Origin of the sequence: Streptomyces sp. NPDC001381 (assembly GCF_042895685.1) — a bacterium.
In the GTDB taxonomy this organism is placed as follows: Bacteria; Actinomycetota; Actinomycetes; order Streptomycetales; family Streptomycetaceae; genus Streptomyces.
Genome location: NZ_JBIAWO010000010.1, coordinates 112,289 through 137,207, shown reverse-complemented (window position 1 = coordinate 137,207; position 24,919 = coordinate 112,289). Strand labels below are relative to the sequence as shown.

The 24,919-nt window shown below is 73.4% G+C and carries 19 protein-coding genes and 2 pseudogenes; 9 read left to right on the top strand and 12 right to left on the bottom strand.

Annotated features, from left to right (window positions below; translation table 11 throughout):
* Window positions 1-89 precede the first annotated feature (89 nt).
* Window positions 90-5,879 (bottom strand): TIR domain-containing protein, encoded by a 5,790-nt coding sequence (locus tag ACFY2L_RS32490; RefSeq protein ID WP_390824137.1) that lies wholly within the window; start codon window positions 5,877-5,879, stop codon window positions 90-92.
* A 92-nt stretch (window positions 5,880-5,971) separates the two neighbouring features.
* On the opposite strand from ACFY2L_RS32490, the gene ACFY2L_RS32485 reads away from it, so the two are divergent.
* Window positions 5,972-7,240 (top strand): SLC13 family permease, encoded by a 1,269-nt coding sequence (locus tag ACFY2L_RS32485; RefSeq protein ID WP_390824136.1) that lies wholly within the window; start codon window positions 5,972-5,974, stop codon window positions 7,238-7,240.
* 171 nt (window positions 7,241-7,411) lie between these two features.
* Here the strand turns inward: ACFY2L_RS32485 and ACFY2L_RS32480 are convergent, their stop codons facing one another.
* The 7 genes from ACFY2L_RS32480 to ACFY2L_RS32450 form a co-directional block, all read right to left on the bottom strand.
* Window positions 7,412-8,293: an inositol monophosphatase family protein gene (locus tag ACFY2L_RS32480; RefSeq protein WP_390824135.1), complete on the bottom strand. Its 882-nt coding sequence runs from the start codon at window positions 8,291-8,293 to the stop codon at window positions 7,412-7,414.
* Window positions 8,268-8,963 carry a hypothetical protein gene (locus tag ACFY2L_RS32475; protein WP_390661262.1) on the bottom strand — a complete coding sequence of 232 codons (696 nt, stop codon included), beginning with the start codon at window positions 8,961-8,963 and terminating at the stop codon, window positions 8,268-8,270. The genes ACFY2L_RS32480 and ACFY2L_RS32475 overlap by 26 nt, the downstream gene beginning before the upstream one ends.
* Entirely contained in the window at window positions 8,960-9,919 is a 960-nt protein-coding gene (locus ACFY2L_RS32470; protein WP_390661264.1) for a hypothetical protein, read from the bottom strand. Before ACFY2L_RS32470 ends, ACFY2L_RS32475 begins: the two co-directional genes overlap by 4 nt.
* 77 nt (window positions 9,920-9,996) lie before the next feature.
* Window positions 9,997-10,527 (bottom strand): hypothetical protein, encoded by a 531-nt coding sequence (locus tag ACFY2L_RS32465; protein ID WP_390824134.1) that lies wholly within the window; start codon window positions 10,525-10,527, stop codon window positions 9,997-9,999.
* Complete coding sequence (locus ACFY2L_RS32460; protein ID WP_390661267.1) at window positions 10,511-11,017, bottom strand: RNA polymerase sigma factor; 507 nt, start codon at window positions 11,015-11,017, stop codon at window positions 10,511-10,513. The genes ACFY2L_RS32465 and ACFY2L_RS32460 overlap by 17 nt, the downstream gene beginning before the upstream one ends.
* Window positions 11,014-11,655, bottom strand: a complete 642-nt coding sequence (locus ACFY2L_RS32455; protein WP_390824133.1) for a class F sortase — start codon at window positions 11,653-11,655, stop codon at window positions 11,014-11,016. The genes ACFY2L_RS32460 and ACFY2L_RS32455 overlap by 4 nt, the downstream gene beginning before the upstream one ends.
* The gene (locus ACFY2L_RS32450) at window positions 11,652-11,981 is read right to left on the bottom strand and encodes a sortase-dependent protein (RefSeq protein WP_390661459.1); all 330 of its coding nucleotides are present in this window, start codon (window positions 11,979-11,981) and stop codon (window positions 11,652-11,654) included. The genes ACFY2L_RS32455 and ACFY2L_RS32450 overlap by 4 nt, the downstream gene beginning before the upstream one ends.
* A 284-nt stretch (window positions 11,982-12,265) precedes the next feature.
* On the opposite strand from ACFY2L_RS32450, the gene ACFY2L_RS32445 reads away from it, so the two are divergent.
* Window positions 12,266-12,928 (top strand): YceI family protein, encoded by a 663-nt coding sequence (locus ACFY2L_RS32445; protein WP_390824132.1) that lies wholly within the window; start codon window positions 12,266-12,268, stop codon window positions 12,926-12,928.
* A gap of 64 nt (window positions 12,929-12,992) precedes the next feature.
* Here ACFY2L_RS32445 and ACFY2L_RS32440 read toward each other — a convergent pair.
* Both ACFY2L_RS32440 and ACFY2L_RS32435 read right to left on the bottom strand, forming a co-directional pair.
* Window positions 12,993-14,181 (bottom strand): annotated as a pseudogene (locus tag ACFY2L_RS32440) (PotD/PotF family extracellular solute-binding protein).
* Window positions 14,182-14,217: 36 nt separating this feature from the next.
* A complete protein-coding gene (locus ACFY2L_RS32435; RefSeq protein WP_390824131.1) occupies window positions 14,218-15,657 on the bottom strand; it encodes a gamma-aminobutyraldehyde dehydrogenase in 1,440 nt (479 codons plus the stop codon).
* Window positions 15,658-15,831: 174 nt separating this feature from the next.
* Here ACFY2L_RS32435 and ACFY2L_RS32430 point away from each other — a divergent pair, with 174 nt between their 5' ends.
* The 7 genes and pseudogenes from ACFY2L_RS32430 (at window position 15,832) to ACFY2L_RS32400 (ending at window position 22,142) form a co-directional block, all read left to right on the top strand.
* Complete coding sequence (locus tag ACFY2L_RS32430) at window positions 15,832-16,350, top strand: Lrp/AsnC family transcriptional regulator (protein ID WP_390661274.1); 519 nt, start codon at window positions 15,832-15,834, stop codon at window positions 16,348-16,350.
* A 19-nt stretch (window positions 16,351-16,369) separates the two neighbouring features.
* A complete protein-coding gene (locus ACFY2L_RS32425; protein ID WP_390661275.1) occupies window positions 16,370-17,734 on the top strand; it encodes an aspartate aminotransferase family protein in 1,365 nt (454 codons plus the stop codon).
* Window positions 17,735-17,929: 195 nt separating this feature from the next.
* A pseudogene (locus ACFY2L_RS32420) lies at window positions 17,930-18,646 on the top strand (ABC transporter ATP-binding protein); the annotation flags it as partial.
* Between the two features lie 353 nt (window positions 18,647-18,999).
* Window positions 19,000-20,355: a hypothetical protein gene (locus tag ACFY2L_RS32415; RefSeq protein ID WP_390824130.1), complete on the top strand. Its 1,356-nt coding sequence runs from the start codon at window positions 19,000-19,002 to the stop codon at window positions 20,353-20,355.
* A 128-nt stretch (window positions 20,356-20,483) separates the two neighbouring features.
* The gene (locus ACFY2L_RS32410; RefSeq protein ID WP_390661277.1) at window positions 20,484-20,903 is read left to right on the top strand and encodes a VOC family protein; all 420 of its coding nucleotides are present in this window, start codon (window positions 20,484-20,486) and stop codon (window positions 20,901-20,903) included.
* Window positions 20,904-20,938: 35 nt separating this feature from the next.
* A complete protein-coding gene (locus tag ACFY2L_RS32405; RefSeq protein WP_390824185.1) occupies window positions 20,939-21,268 on the top strand; it encodes a hypothetical protein in 330 nt (109 codons plus the stop codon).
* Window positions 21,269-21,431: 163 nt separating this feature from the next.
* Window positions 21,432-22,142 (top strand): LAETG motif-containing sortase-dependent surface protein, encoded by a 711-nt coding sequence (locus ACFY2L_RS32400; protein WP_390824129.1) that lies wholly within the window; start codon window positions 21,432-21,434, stop codon window positions 22,140-22,142.
* Between the two features lie 123 nt (window positions 22,143-22,265).
* On the opposite strand, the gene ACFY2L_RS32395 is transcribed toward ACFY2L_RS32400, so the two are convergent.
* On the bottom strand, window positions 22,266-23,288 hold the full coding sequence (locus ACFY2L_RS32395; RefSeq protein ID WP_390824128.1) for an ABC transporter ATP-binding protein: 1,023 nt from the start codon (window positions 23,286-23,288) through the stop codon (window positions 22,266-22,268).
* On the bottom strand, window positions 23,288-24,889 hold the full coding sequence (locus ACFY2L_RS32390; protein WP_390661280.1) for an ABC transporter permease: 1,602 nt from the start codon (window positions 24,887-24,889) through the stop codon (window positions 23,288-23,290). Before ACFY2L_RS32390 ends, ACFY2L_RS32395 begins: the two co-directional genes overlap by 1 nt.
* Window positions 24,890-24,919 lie beyond the last annotated feature (30 nt).

The following is a 24,919-nucleotide window of genomic DNA, read 5'->3' as shown; positions in this document are numbered from 1 at the left end:
CCCGCGGCGCCCGGCACGGGCACCGCACAGGACTCTCGAAACGCCCCCCAGAACGACCGGCCGCGCGCCGCGTACGGGAGATCACGGGTTCACCGCAGCGGCTCCTCCGGCGGCACGTTGCGCACCCCCGGCAGATGTCCGTCCAGCTCCCCCGGCTCGAACCGGCACATGCCGACCGCGTGCCAGAACTCGCCGGTGACGTCCCCCTCGTACTTGTAGCCGCCGGACGGCGCCAGCGCGGCCCAGCCGCCGGGCAGTCCGACCAGGGTGGCGCGCAGGACCGCCGGGCCGTCGGCCGGGACGTCCCACAGCCGGACCGTGCCGTCCTCGCCGCCGCTGGCCAGCAGCGAGCCGTCGGGGCTGAAGGCCACCGCCAGCACCCGCCCGGTGTGGCCGCTCAGCGCGGCGGTCTCCCGGCCGGTGTGTGCGTCCCACAGACGGACCGTGCGGTCGTCGCCGGCCGTCGCCAGCAGCGGACGCAGCGGATGCGCCGCGGCCGTCCACAGCTTGCCGCTGTGCCCGGACAGCCGGTGGACCGCCACCCCGTCCCGCCAGACGACGGCGTCCCCGTCCCAGGAGGCGCTGGCCAGCCAGGAGCCGTCGGGTGCGAACGCCACCGCGTAGACCCGGTCGGTGTGGCCGTCGAGGACGGCGGTGATCCGGTGCTCGGCCAGATGCCACAGGCGCACCTTGCGGTCGTCGCAGCCGGTGGCCAGGAACTGCCCGTCGGGCCGGAAGGCGATGGAGCGCACCCGCCCGAAGTGCTCGCCGATGGTCACGACATGCGCTCCGGTGGCCCGGTACCACAGCCGTACGGTGTCGTCGTCGTTGGCGGTGGCGAGCAGTTCGCCGTCGGGGCTGAACGCCTCGGCCCAGACGTGGTCCGTCTCGACGTCCATCTCGCGCTGGTACTCACCCGTCGACGCGTTCCACAGATACATGTCGCCGTCGCTGCTCGCGGTGGCCAGCAGGCTGCCGCCGGGACTGAACACGGCCGAGACCAGGCGGTCGCTCTGGCCGGTCAGTTCCCGCAGCCGCCGTCCGGTGGGCGGCTCCCACAGCCGGATCACGCCGTCGTTGCCGCCCGCCGCGAGTATCGAGCCGTCGCCGCTGAAGGAGAGCGTCCCGATCCGCCGCCCGTGGCCGCGCAGGATGCGGCGGCCCTGGCTGGTGGCGGGGTCGTGGAGCCGTACGACACCGTCGTTGCCTCCGGTCACCAGGACCGCGCCGGCGTCCGGGGCGGGGGTGTCGCCGTGCGGGCGGAACTTGCAGACCCAGACCGAGCCGCGGTGCTCCGCGGGCTGCCGGGTGAGCGGCACGGCCACCGGGTCGGCCTCCGGCGCGACACGCCACAGCCGGACCACGCCCTGGCTGTCCCCGGCGGCGAGCAGCGTGCCGTCCGGGTCGAAGAGCACCTGGTACACGGCACCCCGGCAGCCGCCGAGCAGGCCGGCGCCCGTCCCCGCGGCCAGGTCCCACAGCCGTACCTCCCCCTCGGTGTCCCCGCTCACCAGGAACCGGCCGCCGGGATGGAAGTCGAGGGTGTAGACCCGGCCCGCGTGCCCGGTGAACTCGTGTCTCGGGCGACGGCCGGCCAGGTCCCACACCCGGACCGTGCCGTTGCGCCGACCGTCGCCCCGGTCCCCGGTGGCCAGCAGGGTCCCGTCCGGGCTGAACCGCGCCCGGTACACGGCGCTGCGGTGGCCGGGCAGTTCACCGGCCGGCCGCCCGGTCGCGAGGTCCCACAGGCGGACGGCGGTGGAGGCGTCCCCGGTGACCAGGGTGGCGTTGCCCGGTCCGAAGGCCACGGTGTAGACGGGCGCGGTGTGTCCGGGCAGCCGGTGCAGCAGGGTGCCCGAGGCCGTGTCCCAGACCGTGACCACCCCGTCGGCGTCGCCGGTGGCCATCAGGGAGCCGTCGGCGTCCAGGGCGACCGGCCAGACCCCGCGCGGGTGGATCTCCAGCAGGTGCAGACAGCGGCCGGAGACCGGGTCCCACAGCCGTACGGTCCCGTCGGCGCTGCCGGTGGCGAGGACCCGCTCGCGGAACTTGACGGCGTAGACGCGGTCGGTGTGGCCCTCCAGGGTGCGCAGCGCGGTGCCGGTGACGGCGTCGCAGACCAGCACCCCGCCGTCCTCGGCGCCGACGGCGAGGAGTTCGCCGTCGGGGCTGTAGGAGATCGGCTCGGGCAGCCGGCTGGTGCGCATGTCGAAGCCGTACGGGACCCCGACCGCGGAGGGCCGGAAGCCGGAGTCGACGGCCATGCCCGGGGCGAGGGCGGCCGACGCCAGCTCGGGGGCGGCCGGCAGACCGGGATCGGTGGTGGCCCGGATCAGCGCGGCCCGCTGCCAGCGGCCGCCGGCGATCCTGGCGCCGGTCAGATCGGTGCGGATCAGCCGGGCCCGGCGCAGGTCGGCGCCGCGCAGATCGGCGCCGGAGAGGTCGGCGCCGTCGAGCCGGGCGCCGGTCAGCCGGGCGTCGCGCAGGACCGCGCCGGAGAGGTTGGCGCCGACCAGCCGGGCGTCGGTGAGGTCGGCGCGGGTGAGGTCGACGCCGGAGAAGTCCCGGTAGGAGAGGTCCTCCCCGGCGAGCGCGGCGCCCCGCAGGTCGGTGTGGGCGGGCACCCGCAGCCGGGAGAGGATCTTCACGGCGTTGGCGCGGGCCACCTCGTCGTCGCCGTCGAGGGTGCGTTCGGCCCATGCCTGGCAGGCACGGTGGTCGGCGAGGTCGCACAGGAACTCCACGGCGAGCTGGCTCAGCGGACGCCGGCCGAGCAGGGCGCTGTCCCCGGCGACCAGCCGGAGCGCGCACTCGCGGGCGATGAGCCACTCCACCACCGAGCCGTGGATGAACCGGAACACCCCGTCCTCGCTGCGCACCAGCAGGCTGCCGGAGCCGACGGCGTGCGCGGCCTGGCCCGGGGACAGCCGGCTGCCGGCGAGACCGGTGAGGGTCTCGGCCACGTCGGTCAGCTCGTCGAGCCGCAGGGATTCCTGACCGCTCTGCCACAGCCGGAGGGCGAGCGCGGTCACCGCGTTCCACAGCTGGTCGAGGCTGAGTCCCGGGGCGCGGCCTGGGCCGCCGGCCCTGTGCTGTTCGAAGGTGAGCCAGGCGGTGAGGACCTCCTGGTAGAGGCCGGCGGGGCTGAGGGCGCGGCCGGCTCCGGCGACCGCGCGCAGCTGCTCGTCGTCGAGGTCGGCGACGAAGCCCAGCAGGCGGGGGTTGCGGCACAGGGCGAGCAGGTCGGGGATGGCGTCCAGGAGGCGCAGTCTGCGGTCGGCGGCGCGCTCGTCGCCGTCGTAGCGGTTGACCAGGTAGGAGTGGATCTGCTGCGGGGTGAACTCCTGGACCGCGAGGACGCGGCGGTGCGGGAGCATCCCGACGCGTTCGCCGAGGGCGGTCAGCACCTGGCCCTGGGAGCGGAAGTGCTGGGTGCGGCTGCTGACGACGATCTTGGCGCTGTCCACGGCGGAGTCCAGCAGCACCTGGAGGCGTTCGGCGGCGCGGTCGTAGGTGACGCGGGTGACGAGTTCGTCGAAGCCGTCGAAGAGGAGCACGATCCGGCCCTGCTGGAGCATGTACCGGAAGGCGCGCAGGTCGATGTTGTCGACGCCGTGCGCCGCGAGGTGGGCGGCGACCAGTCCCTCGAAGGAGTAGGCCCGGTCCAGCGCGTTCAGCTCCACCAGCAGCGGGACGAGGTGCGGGAGTTCGGCCGGGATGCGGCGGGCCAGCTCGCGCAGCGCGAACGTCTTGCCGTGGCCGAAGTCGCCGAGCAGCAGCAGGAAGCGGCCCTGGTCGGAGTCGAGCAGCCGGAGCATCTCGTCGACCAGGCCGTCGCGGTCCTCGGCGTCGAGCCGCTCCACCTCGCGGTACCGCTGGGGCAGGTACATGCCCGGGGGGTAACGGGGGTCGGTGCGCAGCCGTTCGTTCTGGGCGCCGACGTAGGCGCGCAGGTCGAGGAGACCCTGGAACTCGGTGAAGCTGCGCACCCGGACGCCTCTGCGGCGGGCGTGGTCGCGCAGTTCGCGGGTGGGCGGCGGGCCGTCGTGGACGAGCTCGGCCTCGGTCTCGGCGTCGGCCGCGTGCACCAGGGCGACAACCCGGTCGACGTCCTGTTCGGACGGGGTGCCGATGTGCACGACGACGCGCTGCTGGCGGACGAAGCCCGCCTGGGTCCAGGTGACGAGGAGCTGGGGCACGGGGCCGTCGACCTGGCGGAGCTGGGCGCCCTCGTGCCGGGTGCGGCAGACCTCGGCGACGCGGGCGAGCAGCACCTCCGCCGCCGACGGCACCGCTCGCGGCTCCGGTTCGGGGGTGGTGGGCACGGCCGGGTCGCGGGGGGAGTCGTCGGGCGGGAACACCCGGTGGACGCGGTGCCACTCGACCCGGTCGCGCCGCGGTTCACCGGGGCGCGGCCAGGTCGCGAGACCGTCCCGGCCGATGCGCAGCAGCTGGTGCCGGGCGGGTCCGGTGGCGCCGAGCAGCGGCAGTTCGCCGGAGGCGGTGGCCAGCGCGGGGCGGCCGCCGGGTCCGGCCGGGCCGTGCAGCAGCAGGTGCAGGCGCGGTGCGGTGAGCCGGGCCAGCACCTCGGTGTCGCGCAGCGGCCCGGAGCCGTCCTGGGCCGCCCCGTGCGGCACCCCCGGCCTGGCCGTCCCCGGGGCGTGGCGCAGCGCGCCGATCCGCAGCCAGCCCTCCTCCTCGTAGGGTCTGAGGGCCTGGGCGAACCAGGCGGCCTGTTCGGGTCCGACCATGCCGTACTGGTCGTCGGGCCGGTGGCTGTACGCCATGGAGGAGTTGAGGCCGGCGACGACCGTGTGCAGCTCGGGGACCGGGAACAGGGTCCAGGGCTGGTCGCTGTCGAAGACGGCGTCGAGGCCCTGGTAGAGCTCCTGGAAGACCCGGGCGAAGTGGCGCCACTTGGGCCAGTAGGGCGGCCGGGGCGGCATCTCGTCGGCCTCGCAGGTGCTGAAGTAGGCCCGGCAGGCGGCCTGGTTGACGTCATGGCCGCCGGGGACGAGGGCGACGCGGTGCGCTTCCAGGCCGAGCAGGGCGCGCAGGCCGGTGAGGAAGGCGAGGGCCTGGTCGAACTCGCGGGGGCTGCCGGAGGCGGTGAGGTCGCCGGTGACCACCAGCAGGTCGGGGGAGGGCGCTCCCGCGTCGGCGAGCTCGACGAGATCCCCCCAGATCGCCGCCTGCAATTCGGCCGGATCCTGTCCCCGCCCGAAGGCCGGCCCGGCGAGGTGCAGCACGGTGACGGCCTCGCGGACCGCCGCTTCCCCGGCGGCCCTCGGATAGGCCGGCGGCGCGGCGGGCCTGCGCCGGCCGGCCCAGCCGGGACGCCCGAGCGGCCGGCCGGTGCGCGGGGCGACCGGTACGGCGGGGGCGGGCGGCACGGGCTGTCCGTTCCCCGGGTAGTCGGGGCGCAGAGCGGGCCGGGCCCGGCCGTCGAGGGCCTGCCGGACCCGGGTGAGCAGCAGGTCGCGGGCGGCGGACGGATCGGTGACGGGCACCAGGTCGACGTAGGTGATGGTGGCGAGCAGCCCCTCCACCGGGATGTCCTCGACCCGGACGGTGATCAGCCGCCGCTCGGGCACGTCGGGGTCGGCGCGCAGGGCGGCCTGCCACTCCATCCGGCCGTACCGGGACCGCTCGTAGTTGCGCGAGAGGACGGCGATGACGGCCGCGGACTCGCTCACGCCCCGGTCCATGAAGTCGACGAAGTTCGTGCCCGGCACGAAGTCCCAGGCCTGCAGGACGGTCCGGTACCCGGCCTCCTCCAGCGTCCAGGCGATCCAGGACGCCCACCGCTCGTCGGCGGGCGAGTAACTGACGAAGAAGTCCAACGGCCCGGTGTCACCGGTCATCTGACGGTCCCCCATATATTCATGATGCAATGGACGAGCGTCGTTTTGGGCTGATTTCACGCCAACCCCCTGGTCACACGGCAGCACATGTGTGCGACCCTTCCCCCGTGTCTGTCTTACGGCGTCTGCATGTGCTGGACCGGGTGGCGATCGGTCTGCTCGTGACCGGACTGGTGTGCGTGGCCTCGGGGCTGCTGCCGGCCGCCGACGCGGGCGACGCGATGAGCCGGATCGCTCCGCTGCTGGCGTTCCTCGGCACGGTGATCGTGCTGGCCGAACTGACCAGCAGGGCCGAGGTGTTCGACGTGGTGGCGGCCCGGGTCGCACGGGCGGGGCGGGGCAGCTATCCGCTGCTGTTCCTGCTGTGCGTGGCGTTCGCGTCGGTCACGACGATCGCGCTGAACCTGGACACCACGGCGGTGCTCCTGACACCGGTGATGCTGGCACTGGCCGCCCGCGTCGGGATCGCGGCGGTCCCGCTCGCCCTGACGACGGTGTGGCTGGCGAACACGGCGAGTCTTCTCCTGCCCGTCTCCAACCTGACGAACCTGCTGGCCGCGGACCGGGTGGCGCTGTCCTCGCTGGGGCTCGCCGGCCGGATGTGGGCACCGCAGCTGGCGGCGATCGCGGTGACGATGGCGTGTCTGTGGGGGTTCTACTGGCGCCGGGACCGGCGGGCTCCCGCGCCGCGGAGGCGCCCGGGGGGCGGGCCGGGCGCGGCCCGGGTGGAGGAGGTGTGCGCGCCGGGCCCCGAGGGCGCCGACCGCTACCTGCCGCCCGGCGTGCACCGGCCCGCGGACCGCGTCGTGTTCCGTGCCTGCGCGCTGGCCTGCGGGGGTTTCCTGCTGGCCATCCTGGTCGCGGACGTGGAGCTGTGGATCGCGTCCGCGACGGCCGCGGCGGTGGCCGTCGCGGTGTTCGCGGTGCGTGACCGCCCGGCGCTGCGCTGGTCCCTCGTGCCGTGGCGGCTGCTGGTGATGGTGCCCGGCATGTTCCTGGTGGTGGAGACGGTCAACGCCCACGGTCTGCACGAGCTGCTGGCCTCCGCGGTGGGCCACGACGGCGGCACCCTGGGCCTGTTCCGCGCGGCGGCGGTCGGCGCCGGACTGTCGAACGTCCTCAACAACCTGCCCGTCTACCTGGCCGGCGAGGGCGCGGTCCCGGTCGGCAACCACGACCAGCTCCTCGCCCTCCTCATCGGCACCAACGCGGGCCCGGTGGTGACCCCGTGGGCCTCCCTGGCGACCCTCCTCTGGTACGAGCGGTGCGTCGCGTACGGCGTCCGCGTACCGATGGCCCGCCTGATGGCCACGGGCGCGGCCCTGGCCCTCACCTCGGTGACGGCCGCGGTCACGGCACTGGCGGCAACCCGCTAGCAACGCCCTCGGCCCCACACCGGGACCGGTGGCACGGCTCCTGGGAACGGACGCCGGGCCGGCCGTCGCGCCGGCGGGCGCCTCGGCGAGGACGCCAGGGGCAGCGTGCCGGGGCCGTTGGGGTGGCGGGGGGCTTCGGGGCGGTGGTGGGGGACGCCGGTGGGGCGGGGGTCACGGGGTGGTGTTGAGGAGTGGGGGTGCGGAGGTTGACGTCAGGTTCAGCAGGGTGGGGAGGATCTCGGGGCGGCCCGCCACGAAGGTGCGGTTGGTGTCGGGGCCGGTGAAGGCGGCGGTGAACTCGCTGCCGTCCAGGTGCCGCAGGGCCACCCCGGCCTCACGGGCCAGCAGCGCGCCGGCCGGCAGGTCGATCGCCTCCGCGCGGTAGCCGACGAACCCGTCGATGTCGCCCCGGGCGAGCATGGCCCAGGCGGCCAGCGGGGCCCAGAGCTGGAGCAGCCGCCGGGAGCGCAGTTCCAGGGTGTGCCGCAGGGCGCGGGCGGCGGGGTCGTCACGGCGCACCGCGTGGCCCTGGGTCCAGGCCAGGAGCGGCCCGGAGGGGGAGGACGGCCGGGGGCCGGGGGCGAGCAGGCCGGCCGGGCCGTGGGTACCGGCGCCGCGCCGGGCCGACCAGGTGCGGCCGGTGACCGGCTCGTGCACCACACCGACCACCGGCACGGCGTCGACGCACAGGGCGATCCCGACGACGTAGACGGGCAGCCCGATCACCACGTTGTTGCTGCCGTCGAGGGGGTCCACCAGCCAGGTGCGGGCGCCTCCGTCCCCGGCGGCCGCGTCTCCCGTCTCCTCCGCCAGGATCCGGTCGTGCGGGAAGTCGGCGCGGATCCGGTCGACGATCAGGCGTTCGGCGAGCAGGTCCAGGTCGGTGACGACATCGCCGCGTCCGCCCTTGGGGCGGGCCGCGAAGCCGTCCGGGAAGCGGGAGCGCAGCAGGGCCCCCGCCGCCTCGGCGGCCGCCACGGCCGTACGGCACTCGGAGACGAAGCCGGCCGGGGAGGCGGCGGACGGGTCAGCGGGGAGGGGGTTCGGGCTCATCGATCCTCCTGAGCGCGGCCTGGGCGATCCGGGCGGTCTGGGCCGCGTCGCACATCCTGCGGACCACCCGGTGGCCCGGGGCCCGCAACGGGCCCAGGGAGAGGTCCGCCCGGCCGGGCAGCGTCCGCCCCAGCACCAGGGTGGCGGTCGGACGGCCGTCCGGTACCGCGGTGGTGTGGAACTCACCCGCCGGCAGGGCGTAGGTCTGGCCCCGTGAGCTCGTCTGCCCGGGACCCGGCACACAGCGCACCAGCCGCCGCGTGGGCCGCAGTTCGTCGACGCCGGTGGGCCGGCTGTGCACCTCGAACACCCGGTGGGTGGGCTGCGCGGTCTCCTCGGCCACCCCCATCAGCCGGTTGTCCAGCTGTCCGTACAGCACGGTGCTGATCAGGTCCCAGCTGTGCGAGTGCACTTGATGGTGCGTCAGGATCGGGTCCGTCGGTCCGAAGACGTGGACGCAGACGCCGTCCGGCCCGTCCCGCAGCACGGGCAGACAGACGAACCCGAGTGGATGGCGCACCGCGCGCAGCGCGCGGCGGCCGGACACGACCTGCTGAAGTTCCGATGCGGCGTGCCGCACCAGCTCGGCGGTCTCACCCCGCCGGGCGGCCCGTTCCAGGGCCGGGTAGTCCATGGTCTCCCCCTCGCCGGACCGAAGAAGGGCGCTCACCTGCGGTAGGGGTCCTCCGCGCGCAGCGCCTTGTCGATGATGTCGCCGACGTCACGGTCGGTGTAGCTCGTCGGCAGCGGCAGCCCGAGCCGGTCCAGGAGCCGTCTGACCTCGTCGACGGTCGGTTCGTCGCTCAGCTCGGTGGCCTCCCGCAGATCGAGCTTGACGGCCTGCTCGCGGCTCTGGTGCAGCTCGGTGACGTAGTAGTCGTACAGCGGCCGGTCCCGCTCCACGCAGAGGCTGACGCGGCGCGGGTCGTCCTGGGTGATGATCAGGCAGGTGTCGGACAGGTCGAAGCGCAGGGCGGGGGCCACGGAGCTCAGGTGCACGTCGATCTCCAGGGTGTCCAGCCGCTGCCGGTGCCAGCCGGCGGCCAGGACGGTGGCGTACGACTCCTTGCGCGTGCGTTCGGTGGTCCAGCCGCCGGTGTCGCCGTGGCCGAAGGTGCGTCTGAAGCGGGCGTAGGCCTCGCAGACCCGGTCGTCGGCCGGGTTGACGATGTCGATCTTCATGCTGAGGGCACGGCGCTGCCGCTGGGCCTCCAGCACGCACTGCGGCAGGGTGACGGCCCGCAGGTAGGTGCCGGTGCCGCCCTTGAACACCCAGCGGGAGGTGGAGCGCCGGGCCTGTTCGTGCGCCAGGCCCACCTCGGGACCGGCCAGGGTGCGCACCATGGCCAGGTCCTCGATCGCCCGCCCGGTCGCGGCGGTGGCGGCCCGGATGTCGGCCATCCGCCGCCGGCGCTCGGTCAGCGAGCCGAAGACCAGGGCGGCCAGCACCAGCAGGATGGCGCCGGAGACGATGTCGTTGTCCTTGTCGAAGCCCTTGTCCGTGATGTCCAGCAGGCCGACGGTCAGGGCGACGCCGAGGGCGACGACCCCGTCCGCGTTCCTGACCGCCCAGGCGATCGAGTCCTCCAGCCGGCGCCCTGACGGCTGCGGTGTGCTGCGCGACACGTCCCCCACCCTCCCCCGACGGCGACTTCCATGGTAGGAGCATCGACCGGCCGACGGCTACGGCGTGCAAATCGGCCTCAGCGGCGCGTACTTGACGCCGAGGGCGCTTCCGAGGGCGCGTCCGTACCGGTGGACGAGCGGCTGCCGGTGGGAGCGGCACCGCGGATGTCGCCCGTGTCGCGGGCCTCGGCGCCGCGGGTTTCCCCGGCGGGGGCCGGCGCGCTCGGCCGGGGGGTCGCCGACCGGTCGGGCACGGTCGACGGGCCGGGCGTGGCGGAGGTGTCCGGTGCGGTCGGGGTGCCGGCGCCGGCCGACGGGCTGCTCGCCGGCGGCGGGGCGAGCGGGACCGCCGGACGCACCGGTGCGTCGTGCGCCGTGAGCCGCAGCGGCAGCAGTACGGCGAGCGCGGCGACGGCGCAGGTCGCGCCGACCCCGGCCGCCGCGCGCAGCACCCGGCGGCGGGCCGCGCCCCGGCGGATCTCCGCATAGCGGCCGGGCGGCGGGGCGAGGTGTCCGTGGGCGGGCCGCAGGACGACGGTGAGCGGGTCGTCGGGGTCGGGGCGGTCGAGGTCCGGGCCGTCGTCGAAGTCGTCAGCGGGTGTGATCAAGGCTTCTCCTCAAGTGGGCGCGGAGCAGTTCGCGGGCCGCGTGCAGGTCGGCCTTGACGGTCCCTTCCTTGCGCCCGGTCAGCACGGACACCTCCCGGATCGGCATGTCAGCGTAGTAGTGCAGCATGATCGGCACGCGCAGCCGGTCCGGCAGCGACTGCACGAGCAGACGGACCGACGGGTCGTCCGCCGCGGCCGGCGGGCTCGTCGCGGCCTCGGCGGTGGCCCGGCGCACGGCCCGGCGTTCGCGCTCCAGCTTGCGCCAGTGGTCGCGGACCAGGTTGGCGGCGGTGACGTAGAGGAAGCCCTGGGGTTCCGCCACCGACGTCCAGCGGGCCCAGAGCCGGGTGAACGCCTCCGAGGCGATCTCGTGGGCGGTCCCGTCGTCGTCGACGAGCCGGCGGCACCAGCCGGCGAGGCGTGGGTAGAGGGCGGCGAACAGTTCGGACGCCGCCCTCTCACGCTCACGGGAGCGAGCGGGCCGTTTCAACGTTCTCCCGCGGAGGTCAGGGCGGCGAAGACGATCACGTTGTCGCGGTATCCGTCCCCGCTGCGGGGACCTCCGCACGTGATGAGACGCAACTCCGGCCGGTCCACGTTCCCGTAGACGTCCTCGGTCGGGAAGTCCGCCTTGTCGACGGTCCGTACCGCGGTGACGGCGAACTCGGCCGTCGTGCCGTTCCCCAGGCGCGCCGTGATCCGGTCGCCCCGGCGCAGCCGGTCGAGGTGCCGGAAGACACCGTCGCCGTACTCGCCCACGGTGACATGGCCGAGGATCACCGACGGTCCGGTCTGCCCCGGCGTCGGCGAGTGCCCGTACCAGCCCGCCCGGTCGTGTGCCTCGACCGGGGGCACCTGCACCGTGCCGTCCGCCGCCAGCCCCAGCCGCATCACCGGGGTGTCGACGCCGATGGCCGGGATCCGCAGCGCGACCGGCACCGAGCGCGCGAGGGGCCGCGCGGCCCGCCCGGTCCGCGAGGGGGACGCCGGGGACGTGCCGCCGGCGGTGCGTGCGGTGGACCGGTCCGCGGGCCGGTCCGTGGCCCGGTCGGCCGGGGAGCCGCCGCAGCCCACGAGCAGGACGGCGAGGGCCGCGGCGGCCGGGGCGCGCCTGGAGAGGGGGCTCATGCGCCGGTCGCCCTCCGGCGGCGTACGACGAGGACGCCCGCGCCGGCCGCTGCGGCCGCCGCGGCGGCCGCACCGCCGCCGATCAGCCCGCCGTGGCCCTCGGAGGTCTCCCCCACGCCGGTGTCGGCCGCGCCCCTGGGCACGACGCCGACCTGGCTCGGCACGGCGGACGGGGCCGCGCCGCGGTCCTCCGCGGGGGCGGGGGTGGCCTCGGCCGCCTCGGTGCCGCTGGGCACGGGGGTCGCCGCCTCGTCGGCGAACGCCGGCGCCGCTCCCGCCAGCAGGGCGGTGCCGAGGGCCAGGGCGGCGAGGCCCGTTCGGGACATGAGTCGCATGTGTCGCTCTCTTTCATCGGTCCGTTGACGGATCGAGCGGAGAGACGAGGCAGCGGGGACACGCGTTGCAAAGAGATGGCAAAGCCGCCGTGCGCCCGGACCGTGCCCGCCGCGCGTCATGGCGCGGGGTGGGCGCGAGAAGGCGATTCTTCCCGCTTTTTCGCGCCCCGCCCGGGCGAACTCCCCCGACGCCTCGGGAGAATTCGTGGTGACCCTGTGCGCGAGTCCTGGAGCACACTTGCGGCGCTTTCCGCCGTGGCGTAGTCACGTGAATCATGAACCTGTTCACCCGTGCTGCGTCCCGGCGCCGCCCGGCTCCCCCCACGGACTCCCCACTCCCCCACGACCTCGCGGCGTTCGCTCCCGGCGGCGGACTGCCCGATCCCGCCCTGGCGGCGCTGACCGGGGAATGGATGATCGACCCCGCACACAGCCGTATCGGTTTCTCCGTCCGCCATGCCCTGGTGACGACCGTGCGCGGTGCTTTCACCGAGTACCGGAGCCGGCTCTACTTCGACGGCCGTGATCCCGCCCGTTCCCGGGCCGAGATCATCCTGTCGACGGCTTCCGTCGACACGGGGGTCGAGCAACGCGACGCCCACCTCACCGGCCGTGACTTCCTGGACGCCGCGGCCTATCCGCGCATGCGCTTCACGAGCACGGCCGTGCGGCTCGACGGCAACGATGTCTACCGCATGACCGGCGACCTCACCATCAAGGACACCACCCGCCCCGTGGATCTGGAACTGACCTACATCGGTCATGTCACCGACCCCTTCGGCTACGAGCGGGTCGGCTTCGACGGCACGACCACCATCAACCGCTCCGAGTGGGGTCTGACGTACAACCAGCGGCTCGCGGAGGGCGGCGCGATGGTGAGCGAGAAGGTGCGCCTGCAGTTCGACATCGCCGCCATCCGCACGATCCCGGGCGGCTGAGCCGGCGGCACCAACCCGCAGGACCGGGACCGGCGGCACCGGCCGCAGGACCGGGACCGGTCTCCTACAGGCCCACGATCGCGTTCCACCGTCGGGCGAACTCCAGGCGTTCCGTGGAGGTGATGTCGCGTGCGACGGCGAGGCGGTCGCGCATCGCCGCGTCGGGGAAGATCAGCGGGTTGTCCGCCAGGGCCGCCGTCTCCTCGTCGCCGGAGTCGGCGAGGACCGCCTGGGCGGCGGGGACGGGGCAGACGTAGGAGACCCAGGCCGCGAGTTCGGCGGCCACCTCGGGCTGGTAGTAGTGGTCGACGAGGCGCTCGGCGTTGCTCTTGTGCCGGGCGAGGTCGGGGATCATCAGGGAGTCCGACCACAGCTCCCCGCCCTCCTCGGGCACCACGAAGCGGATGCCGGGGTTGTCCGCCTGGAGCTGGAGGGCGTCGCCGGAGTACGCCTGGCAGGCCAGGACGTCGCCGCTGACCAGGTCCTTGGTGTAGTCGTTGCCGGTGAAGCGGCGGATCCGGCCGTCGCCGACCCGCTTCTCCACCTCGTCGCACACGGTGTGGAAGTCGTCGGCCGTCCACCGGGTGATGTCGACGCCGTTGCCCTGCATGAGCAGCGCGAACGCCTCGTCCAGGCCGGACAGCAGGGTGACGCGGCCTTTCAGGTCGTTCGCCCACAGCTCGGACACGGCGCGTATCTCGCGGCCGAGCGCGCGGCGGTCGTAGGCGATGCCGGTGATGCCGGACTGCCAGGGCACGGTGTGCCTGCGCCCGGGGTCGAAGGCGGGTGAACGCAGCAGCGGGTCGAGGTGCTCGGCGACGTTCGGCTGGCGGTCCCGGTCCATCTCCTGCACCCAGCCCAGCCGGACGAACCGCGCGCATCCAGTCGCTGACGACGATCAGGTCCCGGCCGGTCTGCTGGTGGTTCATCAGGGCGGGACTGATCTTGCCGAAGAACTCGTCGTTGTCGTTGATCTCCTCGGCGTAGCCGACGGAGATGCCGGTGCTCTTCTCGAAGGCGTCCAGCGTCGGCCGCCGCGTCGGGTCGTCGTCGTCCGTGTCGATGTAGAGCGGCCAGTTCGCCCAGGTCAGCCGCTTGTCCGTGGCGGAGACGTCGACGGCGGCCCGCTCACCGGGCGCCACGTACGCGGCCCGCACCCCGCAGCCGGCGAGCGCGCCGAGGGCGGCGGTGCCGCCGAGGGCGCCCAGCAGGGAACGGCGGGACGGCGGGGGCGGGTTCGGGCTGAGGGGCATGCGCGCAGCATGCCCCTCACCCCTGTGGACCGGCAATCACGCGTCCAGGGACGTCATCACGTGCTTGATCCGCGTGTAGTCGTCGAAGCCGTACGCCGAAAGGTCCTTGCCGTAGCCGGACTTCTTGAAGCCGCCGTGCGGCATCTCGGCGACGAGCGGGATGTGGGTGTTGATCCACACGCAGCCGAAGTCGAGCTTCTTGGACATGCGCATCGCGCGCCCGTGGTCCTTGGTCCACACCGAGGAGGCGAGGGCGTACTCGACGCCGTTGGCCCAGTTCACCGCCTGCTCCTCGTCCGAGAAGGACTGGACGGTGATGACCGGTCCGAAGACCTCCTTCTGGATGATCTCGTCGTCCTGCTTCAGCCCGGAGACGACGGTCGGCGCGTAGAAGTAGCCCTTGTCGCCGACCTGGTGGCCACCCGCCTCGACCTTGGCGTGGGCGGGCAGGCGCTCGATGAAGCCGGAGACCTGCTTCAGCTGGTTGGGGTTGTTCAGCGGCCCGTACAGCACGTCCTCGTCGTCCGGCTGCCCGGTCTTCGTCTCGGACGCGGCCTTGGCGAGCGTGGCCACGAACTCGTCGTGGATCGACTCCTGGACGAGGACGCGGGTGGCCGCCGTACAGTCCTGTCCGGCGTTGAAGAAGCCCGCCACGGAGATGTCCTCGACGGCCTTGGCGATGTCGGTGTCCTCGAACACGACGACCGGCGCCTTGCCGCCCAGCTCCAGGTGGACGCGCTTGAGGTCCTTGGACGCGGACTCGGCGACGGACATGCCGGCGCGGACCGAGCCGGTGATGGAGGCCATCGCCGGGGTGGGGTGCTCGACCATCAGCCGCCCGGTGTCGCGGTCGCCGGTGACGACGTTGAAGACGCCCTTGGGCAGGATCGAGCCGACGATGTCGGCGATCAGGACGGTGGAGGCCGGGGTGGTGTCCGAGGGCTTCAGGACGACCGTGTTGCCCGCCGCGATCGCGGGGGCGAACTTCCACACGGCCATCATCATCGGGTAGTTCCAGGGCGCGACCTGCGCGCAGACGCCGACCGGCTCACGGCGGACGATCGACGTCATCCCCTCCATGTACTCGCCGGCGCTGCGCCCCTCCAGCATCCGGGCCGCGCCCGCGAAGAAGCGGATCTGGTCGACCATCGGCGGGATCTCCTCGGAGCGGGTCAGCCCGATCGGCTTGCCCGTGTTCTCCACCTCGGCCGCGATGAGTTCCTCGGCGCGCTCCTCGAAGGCGTCCGCGATCTTCAGCAGGGCCTTCTGGCGCTCGGCGGGCGTGGTGTCCCGCCAGCCCGGGAAGGCCGCGGCGGCGGCCGCCATCGCGGCGTCCACGTCCGCCGGGCCGGACAGCGGCGCGGTCGCGTACGCCTCGCCCGTCGCCGGGTTGACCACCTCGGTGGTCCGTCCGTCGGCGGCGTCCCGGAACTCACCGTCGATGTAGTTGCGCAGACGACGCAGCTCGGTGCTCACTGACCGGCCCTCCAAGTTCGCGTGTGCCATGTGTCCAATGACTGAGACACCACACTAATCGTTGCCCCGACGTTTTCAACACCCCCGATCCCACCGGCGCTGCGGAATCCGTAGATCTCACTCACGTAAACAACGAATTTCATCGCCCCGGCCTTGCGGAACTGTCGAGACGTCGTGCACAGTGAGGCCGTGGCCAGTCGAAGCGCAGAGCACAGGGACTCCCGCGAGTCCAGGAACGGCAGCACCCCTCACCTGGATGCCGTGAGCCTCGCCATCATCGAACAGCTCCAGGAGGACGGCCGCCGGCCGTACGCCGCGATCGGCAAGGCGGTGGGCCTGTCCGAGGCGGCCGTGCGCCAGCGCGTCCAGAAGCTGCTCGACCAGGGCGTGATGCAGATCGTCGCCGTCACGGACCCGCTCACCGTGGGCTTCCGCCGGCAGGCGATGGTCGGGATCAACGTCGAGGGCGACGTGGAGTCCGTGGCCGACGCGCTCACCGGCATGCCCGAGGTCGAGTACGTGGTGATGACCGCGGGCTCCTTCGACATCCTCGCGGAGATCGTCTGCGAGGACGACGACCACCTGCTGGACGTCATCAACAAACGCATGCGTGCCCTGCCCGGCGTGCGCTCCACCGAGAGCTTCGTCTACCTGAAGCTGAAGAAGCAGACCTACATGTGGGGAACCCGATAACCGTGAGGACCCGATAACCGTGAGCACCAAGGACCTCAGCCGCACCGCGTACGACCACCTGTGGATGCACTTCACCCGCATGTCCTCGTACGAGAACTCCCCGGTCCCGACGATAGTCCGGGGCGAGGGCACCTACATCTACGACGACAAGGGCAAGCGCTACCTCGACGGTCTCGCCGGCCTGTTCGTGGTGCAGGCCGGTCACGGCCGCACGGAGCTCGCGGAGACCGCCTTCAAGCAGGCCCAGGAACTCGCGTTCTTCCCCGTCTGGTCCTACGCCCACCCCAAGGCCGTCGAGCTGGCGGAACGGCTCGCCGACCACGCGCCCGGTGACCTGAACAAGGTCTTCTTCACCACCGGCGGCGGCGAGGCGGTCGAGACCGCCTGGAAGCTCGCCAAGCAGTACTTCAAGCTCACCGGCAAGCCGAACAAGTACAAGGTCATCTCCCGCGCGGTCGCCTACCACGGCACCCCGCAGGGCGCCCTGTCCATCACCGGCCTGCCCGGACTGAAGGCCCCCTTCGAGCCGCTCGTCCCGGGTGCCCACAAGGTCCCGAACACCAACATCTACCGCGCCCCGATCTTCGGCGACGACCCCGAGGCCTTCGGCCGCTGGGCCGCCGACCAGATCGAGCAGCAGATCCTCTTCGAGGGCCCGGAGACAGTCGCCGCGGTCTTCCTGGAGCCGGTGCAGAACGCCGGCGGCTGCTTCCCGCCGCCGCCCGGCTACTTCCAGCGCGTCCGCGAGATCTGCGACCAGTACGACGTCCTGCTCGTCTCGGACGAGGTCATCTGCGCCTTCGGCCGCCTGGGCACGATGTTCGCCTGCGACAAGTTCGGCTACGTCCCGGACATGATCACCTGCGCCAAGGGCATGACCTCGGGCTACTCCCCCATCGGCGCCTGCATCATCTCCGACCGGCTGGCCGAGCCCTTCTACAAGGGCGACAACACCTTCCTGCACGGCTACACGTTCGGCGGCCACCCGGTCTCGGCGGCCGTGGGCCTGGCCAACCTCGACCTGTTCGAGCGCGAGGGCATCAACCAGCACGTCCTCGACAACGAGGGCGCGTTCCTGCAGACGCTGCAGAAGCTGCACGACCTGCCGATCGTCGGCGACGTCCGCGGCAACGGCTTCTTCTACGGCATCGAACTGGTCAAGGACAAGGCGACGAAGGAGTCCTTCAACGCCGAGGAGACCGAGCGCGTCCTGTACGGCTTCCTGTCCAAGGCCCTCTTCGACAACGGCCTGTACTGCCGTGCCGACGACCGCGGCGACCCGGTCGTCCAGCTCGCCCCGCCGCTGATCTCCAACCAGGAGACCTTCGACGAGATCGAGCAGATCCTGCGCGCCACGCTGACGGAGGCGTGGACGAAGCTGTGATCGTCACGGCCTGATCAGCTGATCAACACCGGCCCCGGCGTCTGCCGTTCGAGTGAGAAACGGCGGGCCGGGGCCGTGTGCTGTCCGGCCATCCCCCCACGCCTGCCTAGCGTGCTCGTGACCGATCGGCCCTGCCTTCGTTCCCCCGGACGGGGGACGGCACGGAATCACGGATCTGAACCGAGGTGTACGCCCATGGAGGCCCCGCCGGACCACGACGTGCTCTGGGCACGCTCGCTGCACTTCACGCACCGCGACGGCTCCCCCGCCCTCGGCGGTGTCTCGCTGGGCGTGCGGGAGGGGGAGATCCTCGCCGTCAGCGGCCCGCGCGGCAGCGGCAAGACGACCCTGCTGCACTGTCTGTCCGGCCTGGTGCCCGCCCAGCGCGGCGAGGTCTGGTTCAACAGCGTGCCCCTGCACACCATGGGTCCGATGGCCCGCGAGCGGCTGCGCCGTGACCGCTTCGGCTGGATCGACCCCGCGCCGGTCCTGGTCCCCGAGCTGAACGTATGGGAGAACGCGGCCCTCCCCCTGATGCTGCGCGGCACCAGCCGCCGCCGGGCCAAGGCCGCCGCGCTGGAGTGGCTGGAACGCCTCGACGTCGGCGACAAGTCCCGCAGCCGCCCGCACGAACTCACCCAGGCCGAACGCCAGCGCGTCTGCATCACCCGCGCGCTCGCACCGGCTCCCTCCATCCTCTTCGCGGACGAACCGACGGCCCCGCTGCACCGGGCGGACCGGGCCCACGTCCTGCGGACGCTCACCACGGCGGCCCGCTCGCACGGCATCACGGTGGTCCTGGCCACCGACGACACGGAGACCGCGGCCCTGGCCGACCGCCGGATCACCCTCCTGGACGGCCGCCGCGTCACAACGATCCACCTCCCCCCGATCACCCACCCGAACACCCGGCCCCCCACCCCGAAACCCCAGGGACCCGCCCGCAGACCCGAGCCCTCCGAGCCGGACGGCCGGGGGACCGAGCAGCTTGATCGCACAACGGAGCACGAAGGCCGGGAGGCCGCCCCGGAAGACCGGAGGCCGGAGCTGGACGCCCACGGGGCCGAGGCGCACGGCCGGACGACCGGGCCGGACGGTCGGCAGAGCGAACCGCAAGGCCAGGAGACCGGGCCGGACCACCGGGAGGAGGCCGGCTCGGAACACCGCAGGAGCGACGCGGACCGCCGCGGGAGCGGGCCGGACGAGACGGACGGTCGGGGGGAGCCGCGAGGGCAGGGGGCCGAACCGGAAGGCCAGGGGGCCACGTGCTCGCTCTCCGTCTGACCCGCAGCGCCCACCCCGCCGTCCAGCTGCGCCGTCTGCTGGTCGCGGCGGCCTCGGCGGCCACCGGCTTCCTTCTCCTCTCCACCCTCGGCAACGCCCTGACCCACCCCGATGCCTCACCGGCCTCCCTCCTCCGCCTGGCCTGGTGCGCGGTTCCCCTGGCGGCGACGGTCCACCTCGCCCTCGCGGTCGCCCGCACCGACCCCGGCACCCGGCCCCGCCCCGGCCTGGCGGCCATCGGCCTGGGCCCGGCCCGTCTGATGGCCGTCTCGGCGACCACCACGGCCCTGTCCACCCTCCTCGGCTCGATGCTGGCCCTCCTCCTCTTCCTCCACCTGCGCGGGGACCTGACGGGCATGCCCTTCGACGGGGCGGCAGCGGACTTCCTGGCGGCGGACCACCCCCTGCCGCTGCCGGCGGCGCTCACCCTCCTGTCGCTGGTCCCGGTCACGGCGTCGGTGTCGGTGGCCCTGATGCTCCGCCCCCGCGACACCCTCCTGGCAGCGCAGTCGGCCACCGGGCTCCTCGGCCGCTTCGGCGGGATCGGCAACATCGGCGGCGGTCGTGGACCCGGGGCGCGCTCCGGGACGTACGGGCGGTTCGGCAGCCGCACCGTCCAGCCCGCGCGCCCAGCGCCGGCCGCTGCCGCAGCCCCGGCCGCCGCCCCCGCCGACGGCACCCGGCACACCCCGTCCCCTCTGCCCGACCTCACCCCCCACGACCCCCCGCCCCTCAACCCCACGGCCCTCCCCTGGGGCGCCGCCCTCCTCGCCACCGGGCTGGCGGTGGAGGGCTACGCCAGCCGCACCTCCACCGCCGCCGACCTCACCCTCCCCACCGGCCTGCCCACCGCCCCCACGGCGGTCCTCCTCGGCTGGACCCTCACCGCGCTCGGCCTGGCCCTGGCCGGCCCCGGCCTCACCCACCTCTGCGGCCGCCTCCTGCAGACCGCCCGCCCCGGCGCGCTGCGCCTGCTCGCGGGCCGCGGCCTCATGCAGGAGGCCTCCCGCATCGGCGGCCCCCTGGGCGTGGTCTGCGCGGTGGCCTCGGGCGCGTACGCGGTGGCCGCCCTGTACGACCCCGCCGACCCCTCCTCCGGTCCCCTCACCGCCCTCGGCGCCTCGGTCGTGGCGGGCTGCACGGTCGCCACGCTCCTCACGGCCGCCGTGGAGGCCCGGCAGGCCCGCGCCGACACTACCGCCGCCCTGCTCCGCCTCGGCGCCCCCACCAGGACGCTGCGCACTGCGGCCGCGCTGCGCACCGGTGCCCTGCTGAGCCTCTTCGTCCCGCTGACCCTGGTGGTGGCGGAGCTGGCGTCGCTCCCGCTGGCCCGCTGAGGAACGCGCACCGAAAACCCGTAGGGAAAGGACCGCGCGCACCGATGAGTTCCGCGCGGCCCCCCGGTCTACCCCACCGAACAGCACACACGAGACGCACCCCCGCATCCACCCGATGGGAGAGACCGATGACCGCCCCCGCCTACCAGCAGATGATCTTCGTCAACCTGCCCGTGAACGACCTCGACGCCTCGAAGAAGTTCTTCACGGAGCTGGGCTACTCGATCAACCCGCAGTTCAGCGACGACAACGCGGCCTCCGTGGTCATCAGCGAGACGATCGTCGCGATGCTGCTCACCAAGCCGTTCTACTCGACCTTCACCAAGAAGGAGATCGCGGACGCCACGAAGACCAGCGAGGTCCTGATCGCGCTGAGTGCCGAGAGCCGCGAGAAGGTCGACGAACTGGTCGACCGGGCGCTGTCGCTCGGCGGCTCGGTCGGCGGCGAGACGCAGGACATGGGCTTCATGTACGGCCGTTCCTTCGACGACCTCGACGGTCACACCTGGGAGATCGTCTGGATGGACCCGGCGGCCATCGAGAGCTGACCCTCCTCCCGCCCGGCCGTGCCCGGCAAGGGCGGGTGCGTCCGACGACACCCGCCCAGCCGTTCGACGGTTCCCCCGACCGTGAGGTCCTCTCCCTCCCCCGTCGTGTCCAGGCCGTCGACCTGACGGCCCGTACGGCCGCCCTGCTCGCCCTGAACACCTCGGACGCCCTGGTCCTGCCGCCCGGACCTACGCCTGGCCCCAGCGGACGACGTCCGACGGCGACGTCGAACGCGCTCGACGAACTGCTCGCCGGGGCACGGATGGTGGGCGATGAGGAAGGGCGGCGGTCGATGGAGTCCCGTATCGCCCTCGTTGACCGGATCGAGGAGGCTCCGGAGGCGTTGAAACGTCTCGGTGGTTAATAAGCGGGCAAAGCCAACGGCTCCGAGGCGTCCCCGCATTGACACTTCTTATGGAACGCTTATAGACCTGTGAGCCTGCTGGGGATGGTGACGCACTCGGCATCACCGGGGGCGCCATCTCCCCCTCCACCCCCCGCAGTTGCGCTTCCCGTAAAGGACAAACGTGTCCCTTTCCCGCCGTACCGCCGCCCGTTCGGTGCGTTTCCTCGGTGTCACCGCCGCCTCCGCCGCCCTCGCGTTCAGTGCCGCCGGCACCGCGCTGGCCTGCGAGATAGGTGACTTCTCCGCGGCTGCCGGCTGTGACGGCGCCAAGGGCGTCATCACCGTCACCGACAAGGACCCGTCGGGCACCCCGGCCGTCGTCACCGTCTTCCTCGAGAACAACGGCGCCGACCTCAGGCAGGTCGGCGAGCAGACGGTCGAGGGGTCCAAGAAGGGCGTCACCATCGCCTTCACCGAGGACTGGGCGCCCAACGCCGTCTACCGGATCCACGTCAAGGCCACCAAGAACAGCAAGGTCCTGGTGGACGAGGACATCGCCGGCAACCTGACCACCCCGGCCGAGGCCTGCGAGGCCGACGACACCTCCACCCCGTCCACCGCGCCCTCGGAGTCGGAGCCGGAGTCCGGGAAGCCGTCGGACTCCGCCTCGACCCCGGCCGACACCGCGTCGCCGAGCCCGTCGGACTCGGCGGACGACGGCGCCGCGCCGTCCGCGAGCAACGCCCCGTCGCCCGCGGCCCAGGAGTCCAACCTCGCCGAGACCGGCGCCTCCAACACCGGTCTGATCGCCGGCATCGCGGCCCTGCTGGTCGTCATCGGCGGCGGCGCGGTCTTCTTCGGCATGCGCCGCCGCGGCTCCAACAACCGCTGACCCGCGCCCCATCGGAGTTCCTGCCCTGGACGAGCCCGCCCCTGTGCTTCAGCAGGGGCGGGCTCGGGCTTACAGGGCCGCGTTCTCCCGCCCGTACCGGCGCTGCACCCAGGCGTGCGCCCGTCAGCCGAGCACCGTGGTTTCCGTCGGGTCGAAGATCACTCCGACCGTGGCGCCGGCCTCCGGCGCCTCGTGCAGGGGGCAGGCGGCCTCCAGTCGCGGTGCGCCCTCCGGCTGGAGGTGGACGGCGACATGGGTGCCCTTGAAGGTGCGGGCGACGACCGTGCAGCGCAGGCCCTCGTCGGCGTCGGTCAGGCGTACTCCGGCGGGGCGGACGAGCAGCGTGCGCGGTCCCTGCGGGGAGCCGTCCGGCACCGGCACCTTGCCCCAGGGCGTGACCGCGACCTCCCCGGCGACCGTCGCCTCCACCACGTTCTCGAAGCCGAGGAAGCGGGCGACGAACGCGTCGGCGGGCCGCTGCCACACCGCGACGGGCGTACCGGACTGGGCGATCTGCCCGTCCCGCATCACCACGACCCGGTCGGCGAGCGCGAACGCCTCGCCCTGGTCGTGGGTGACCGCGAGGACCGTGGTGCCCAACCGCCCGAAGAGCTCCCTGAGTTCGACGACCAGCCGCTCCCGCAGTGAACGGTCCAGCTGGCCGAGCGGCTCGTCCAGCATCAGCAGCCGCGGCCGGGGCGCCAGCGCACGGGCCAGCGCCACCCGCTGCTGCTCACCGCCGGACAGCGCGGCGACGGCCCGGCGGCCGGCCCCGGGCAGACCGACGAGGTCGAGCAACTCCCGTACCCGCTGCTCCTGTTCCTTCCTGGAGGCGCCGTGCATGCGCAGCCCGAAGGCCACGTTGCCGCCGACGTCCCGCTGCGGGAAGAGCTGGTGGTCCTGGAACATCAGCCCGAGCTCCCGCCGGTGCGCGGGCACTCCCGCCTGGTCCCGCCCGTCGAGCGAGACCCGCCCGGCGTCCAGGGGCTGGAGCCCGGCGACCGCCCGCAGCAGCGTCGACTTGCCGCTGCCGCTCGGCCCGAGCACACACACCACCTCGTGCTCGGCGACCCCCAGGTCCACGGCGTCGAGCACCGCCCGTCCGCCGAACCGCACGGTGGCACGCTCCAGTTCGAGCAGTGGCATCAGAACTCCCCCGTCCGGTCGGTCCGCAGCCGCTCCAGCACCAGCAGGGCCACCGCGCACACCACCATCAGAATCGTCGACAGGGCCATCGCCTGCCCGTAGTTGAGCTCGCCGGCCCGCCCCAGCAGCCGCGCCACCGCCACCGGCAGCGTCGGGTTGTCGGGCCGCGCGATGAACACGGTCGCCCCGAACTCCCCCAGCGACACCGCGAAGGCGAACCCGGCCGCGACGAGCAGCGCGCGCCGCACCATCGGCAGGTCCACCTCCCGCCACACCCGCCAGGGCGACGCCCCGAGCACCGCCGCGGCCTCCCGCAGCCGCTGGTCCACCGCCCGCAGCACGGGCAGCATGATCCGTACGACGAAGGGGACCCCGACCAGCGCCTGGGCGAGCGGGACGAGGAGCCAGCTGCTCCGCAGGTCCAGCGGGGGCTCGTCCAGCGCGATCAGGAACCCGAAGCCGACGGTCACCGCGGACACGCCCAGCGGCAGCATCAGCAGCGCGTCGAAGCCCCGGACGAGCCGGCCCGCGTCCCGCCGGGTGAGGGCGGCCGCGGCCAGCCCGCCGATCACCACCGCGATCGCGGTCGCGGCGGCGGCGTACTCCAGCGAGTTGCCGATCGCCTCGATCGGCGGGACCAGGAAGACGTTCCCGTCCTCGCTGGTCAGGGCACGGTAGTAGGCGAAGTCCGGCGCGTCCAGGGACCGCTGCACCAGCACGGCGAGCGGCAGCACCAGCAGCACGGCGATGCTCGCCAGCACCCCGGCCAGCAGCGCCCACTGCCCGGCCCCGCGCGGCCGCCGGGCGGTCAGGTCCGCGTCCACCAGCCGCAGCGCGGTCTCCCGCCGCCGTACGGTCCCCGCGTGCACGGCGAGGATCGCGCCCACGGCCGCGAACTGGACGATCGTCAGGACCGCGGCGGTGGAGAGGTCGAAGATCTCGGAGGTCTGGCGGTAGATCTCCACCTCGAGGGTGGAGAAGGTGGGCCCGCCGAGGATCTGGACCACACCGAAGGAGGTGAAGGTGAAGAGGAAGACCATCAGCGCCGCGGCGGCCACGGCCGGCCCGAGGGCGGGCAGGGTGACCGTGCGCCAGGCGCGCAGGCGGGACGCGCCCAGCATCCGCGCGGCCTCCTCCTGCCGCGGGTCGAGCTGCGCCCACAGCCCGCCCACGGTCCGTACGACGACCGCGTAGTTGAAGAAGACGTGCGCGAGCAGGATCGCCCACACGGTCGTGTCCAGGCGTACGCCCCACAGCTCGTCGAGCAGTCCGCCGCGTCCCACGAGCGCGAGGAACGCCGTACCGACGACGACCGTCGGCAGTACGAACGGGACCGTGACCACCGCCCGCAGCACCTGTTTGCCGGGGAAGTCGAGGCGCGCGAAGACGTACGCGCCCGGCAGCGCCACCAGCAGGGTGAGCGCGGTGGAGGCGAACGCCTGCCAGGTGGTGAACCACAGGACGTGCCGGATGTCGGACTGGGCCAGCACCTCCCCCAGCCGTCCGAACCGCCACGCCCCGTCGACCTTCAGTCCGCGCGCGACGATCGCGGCGACGGGGTAGGCGAAGAAGAGCCCGAAGAACGCGACGGGCAGGGCCATCAGCCCGAGCCGCGCCGCGTTCCCGGACCG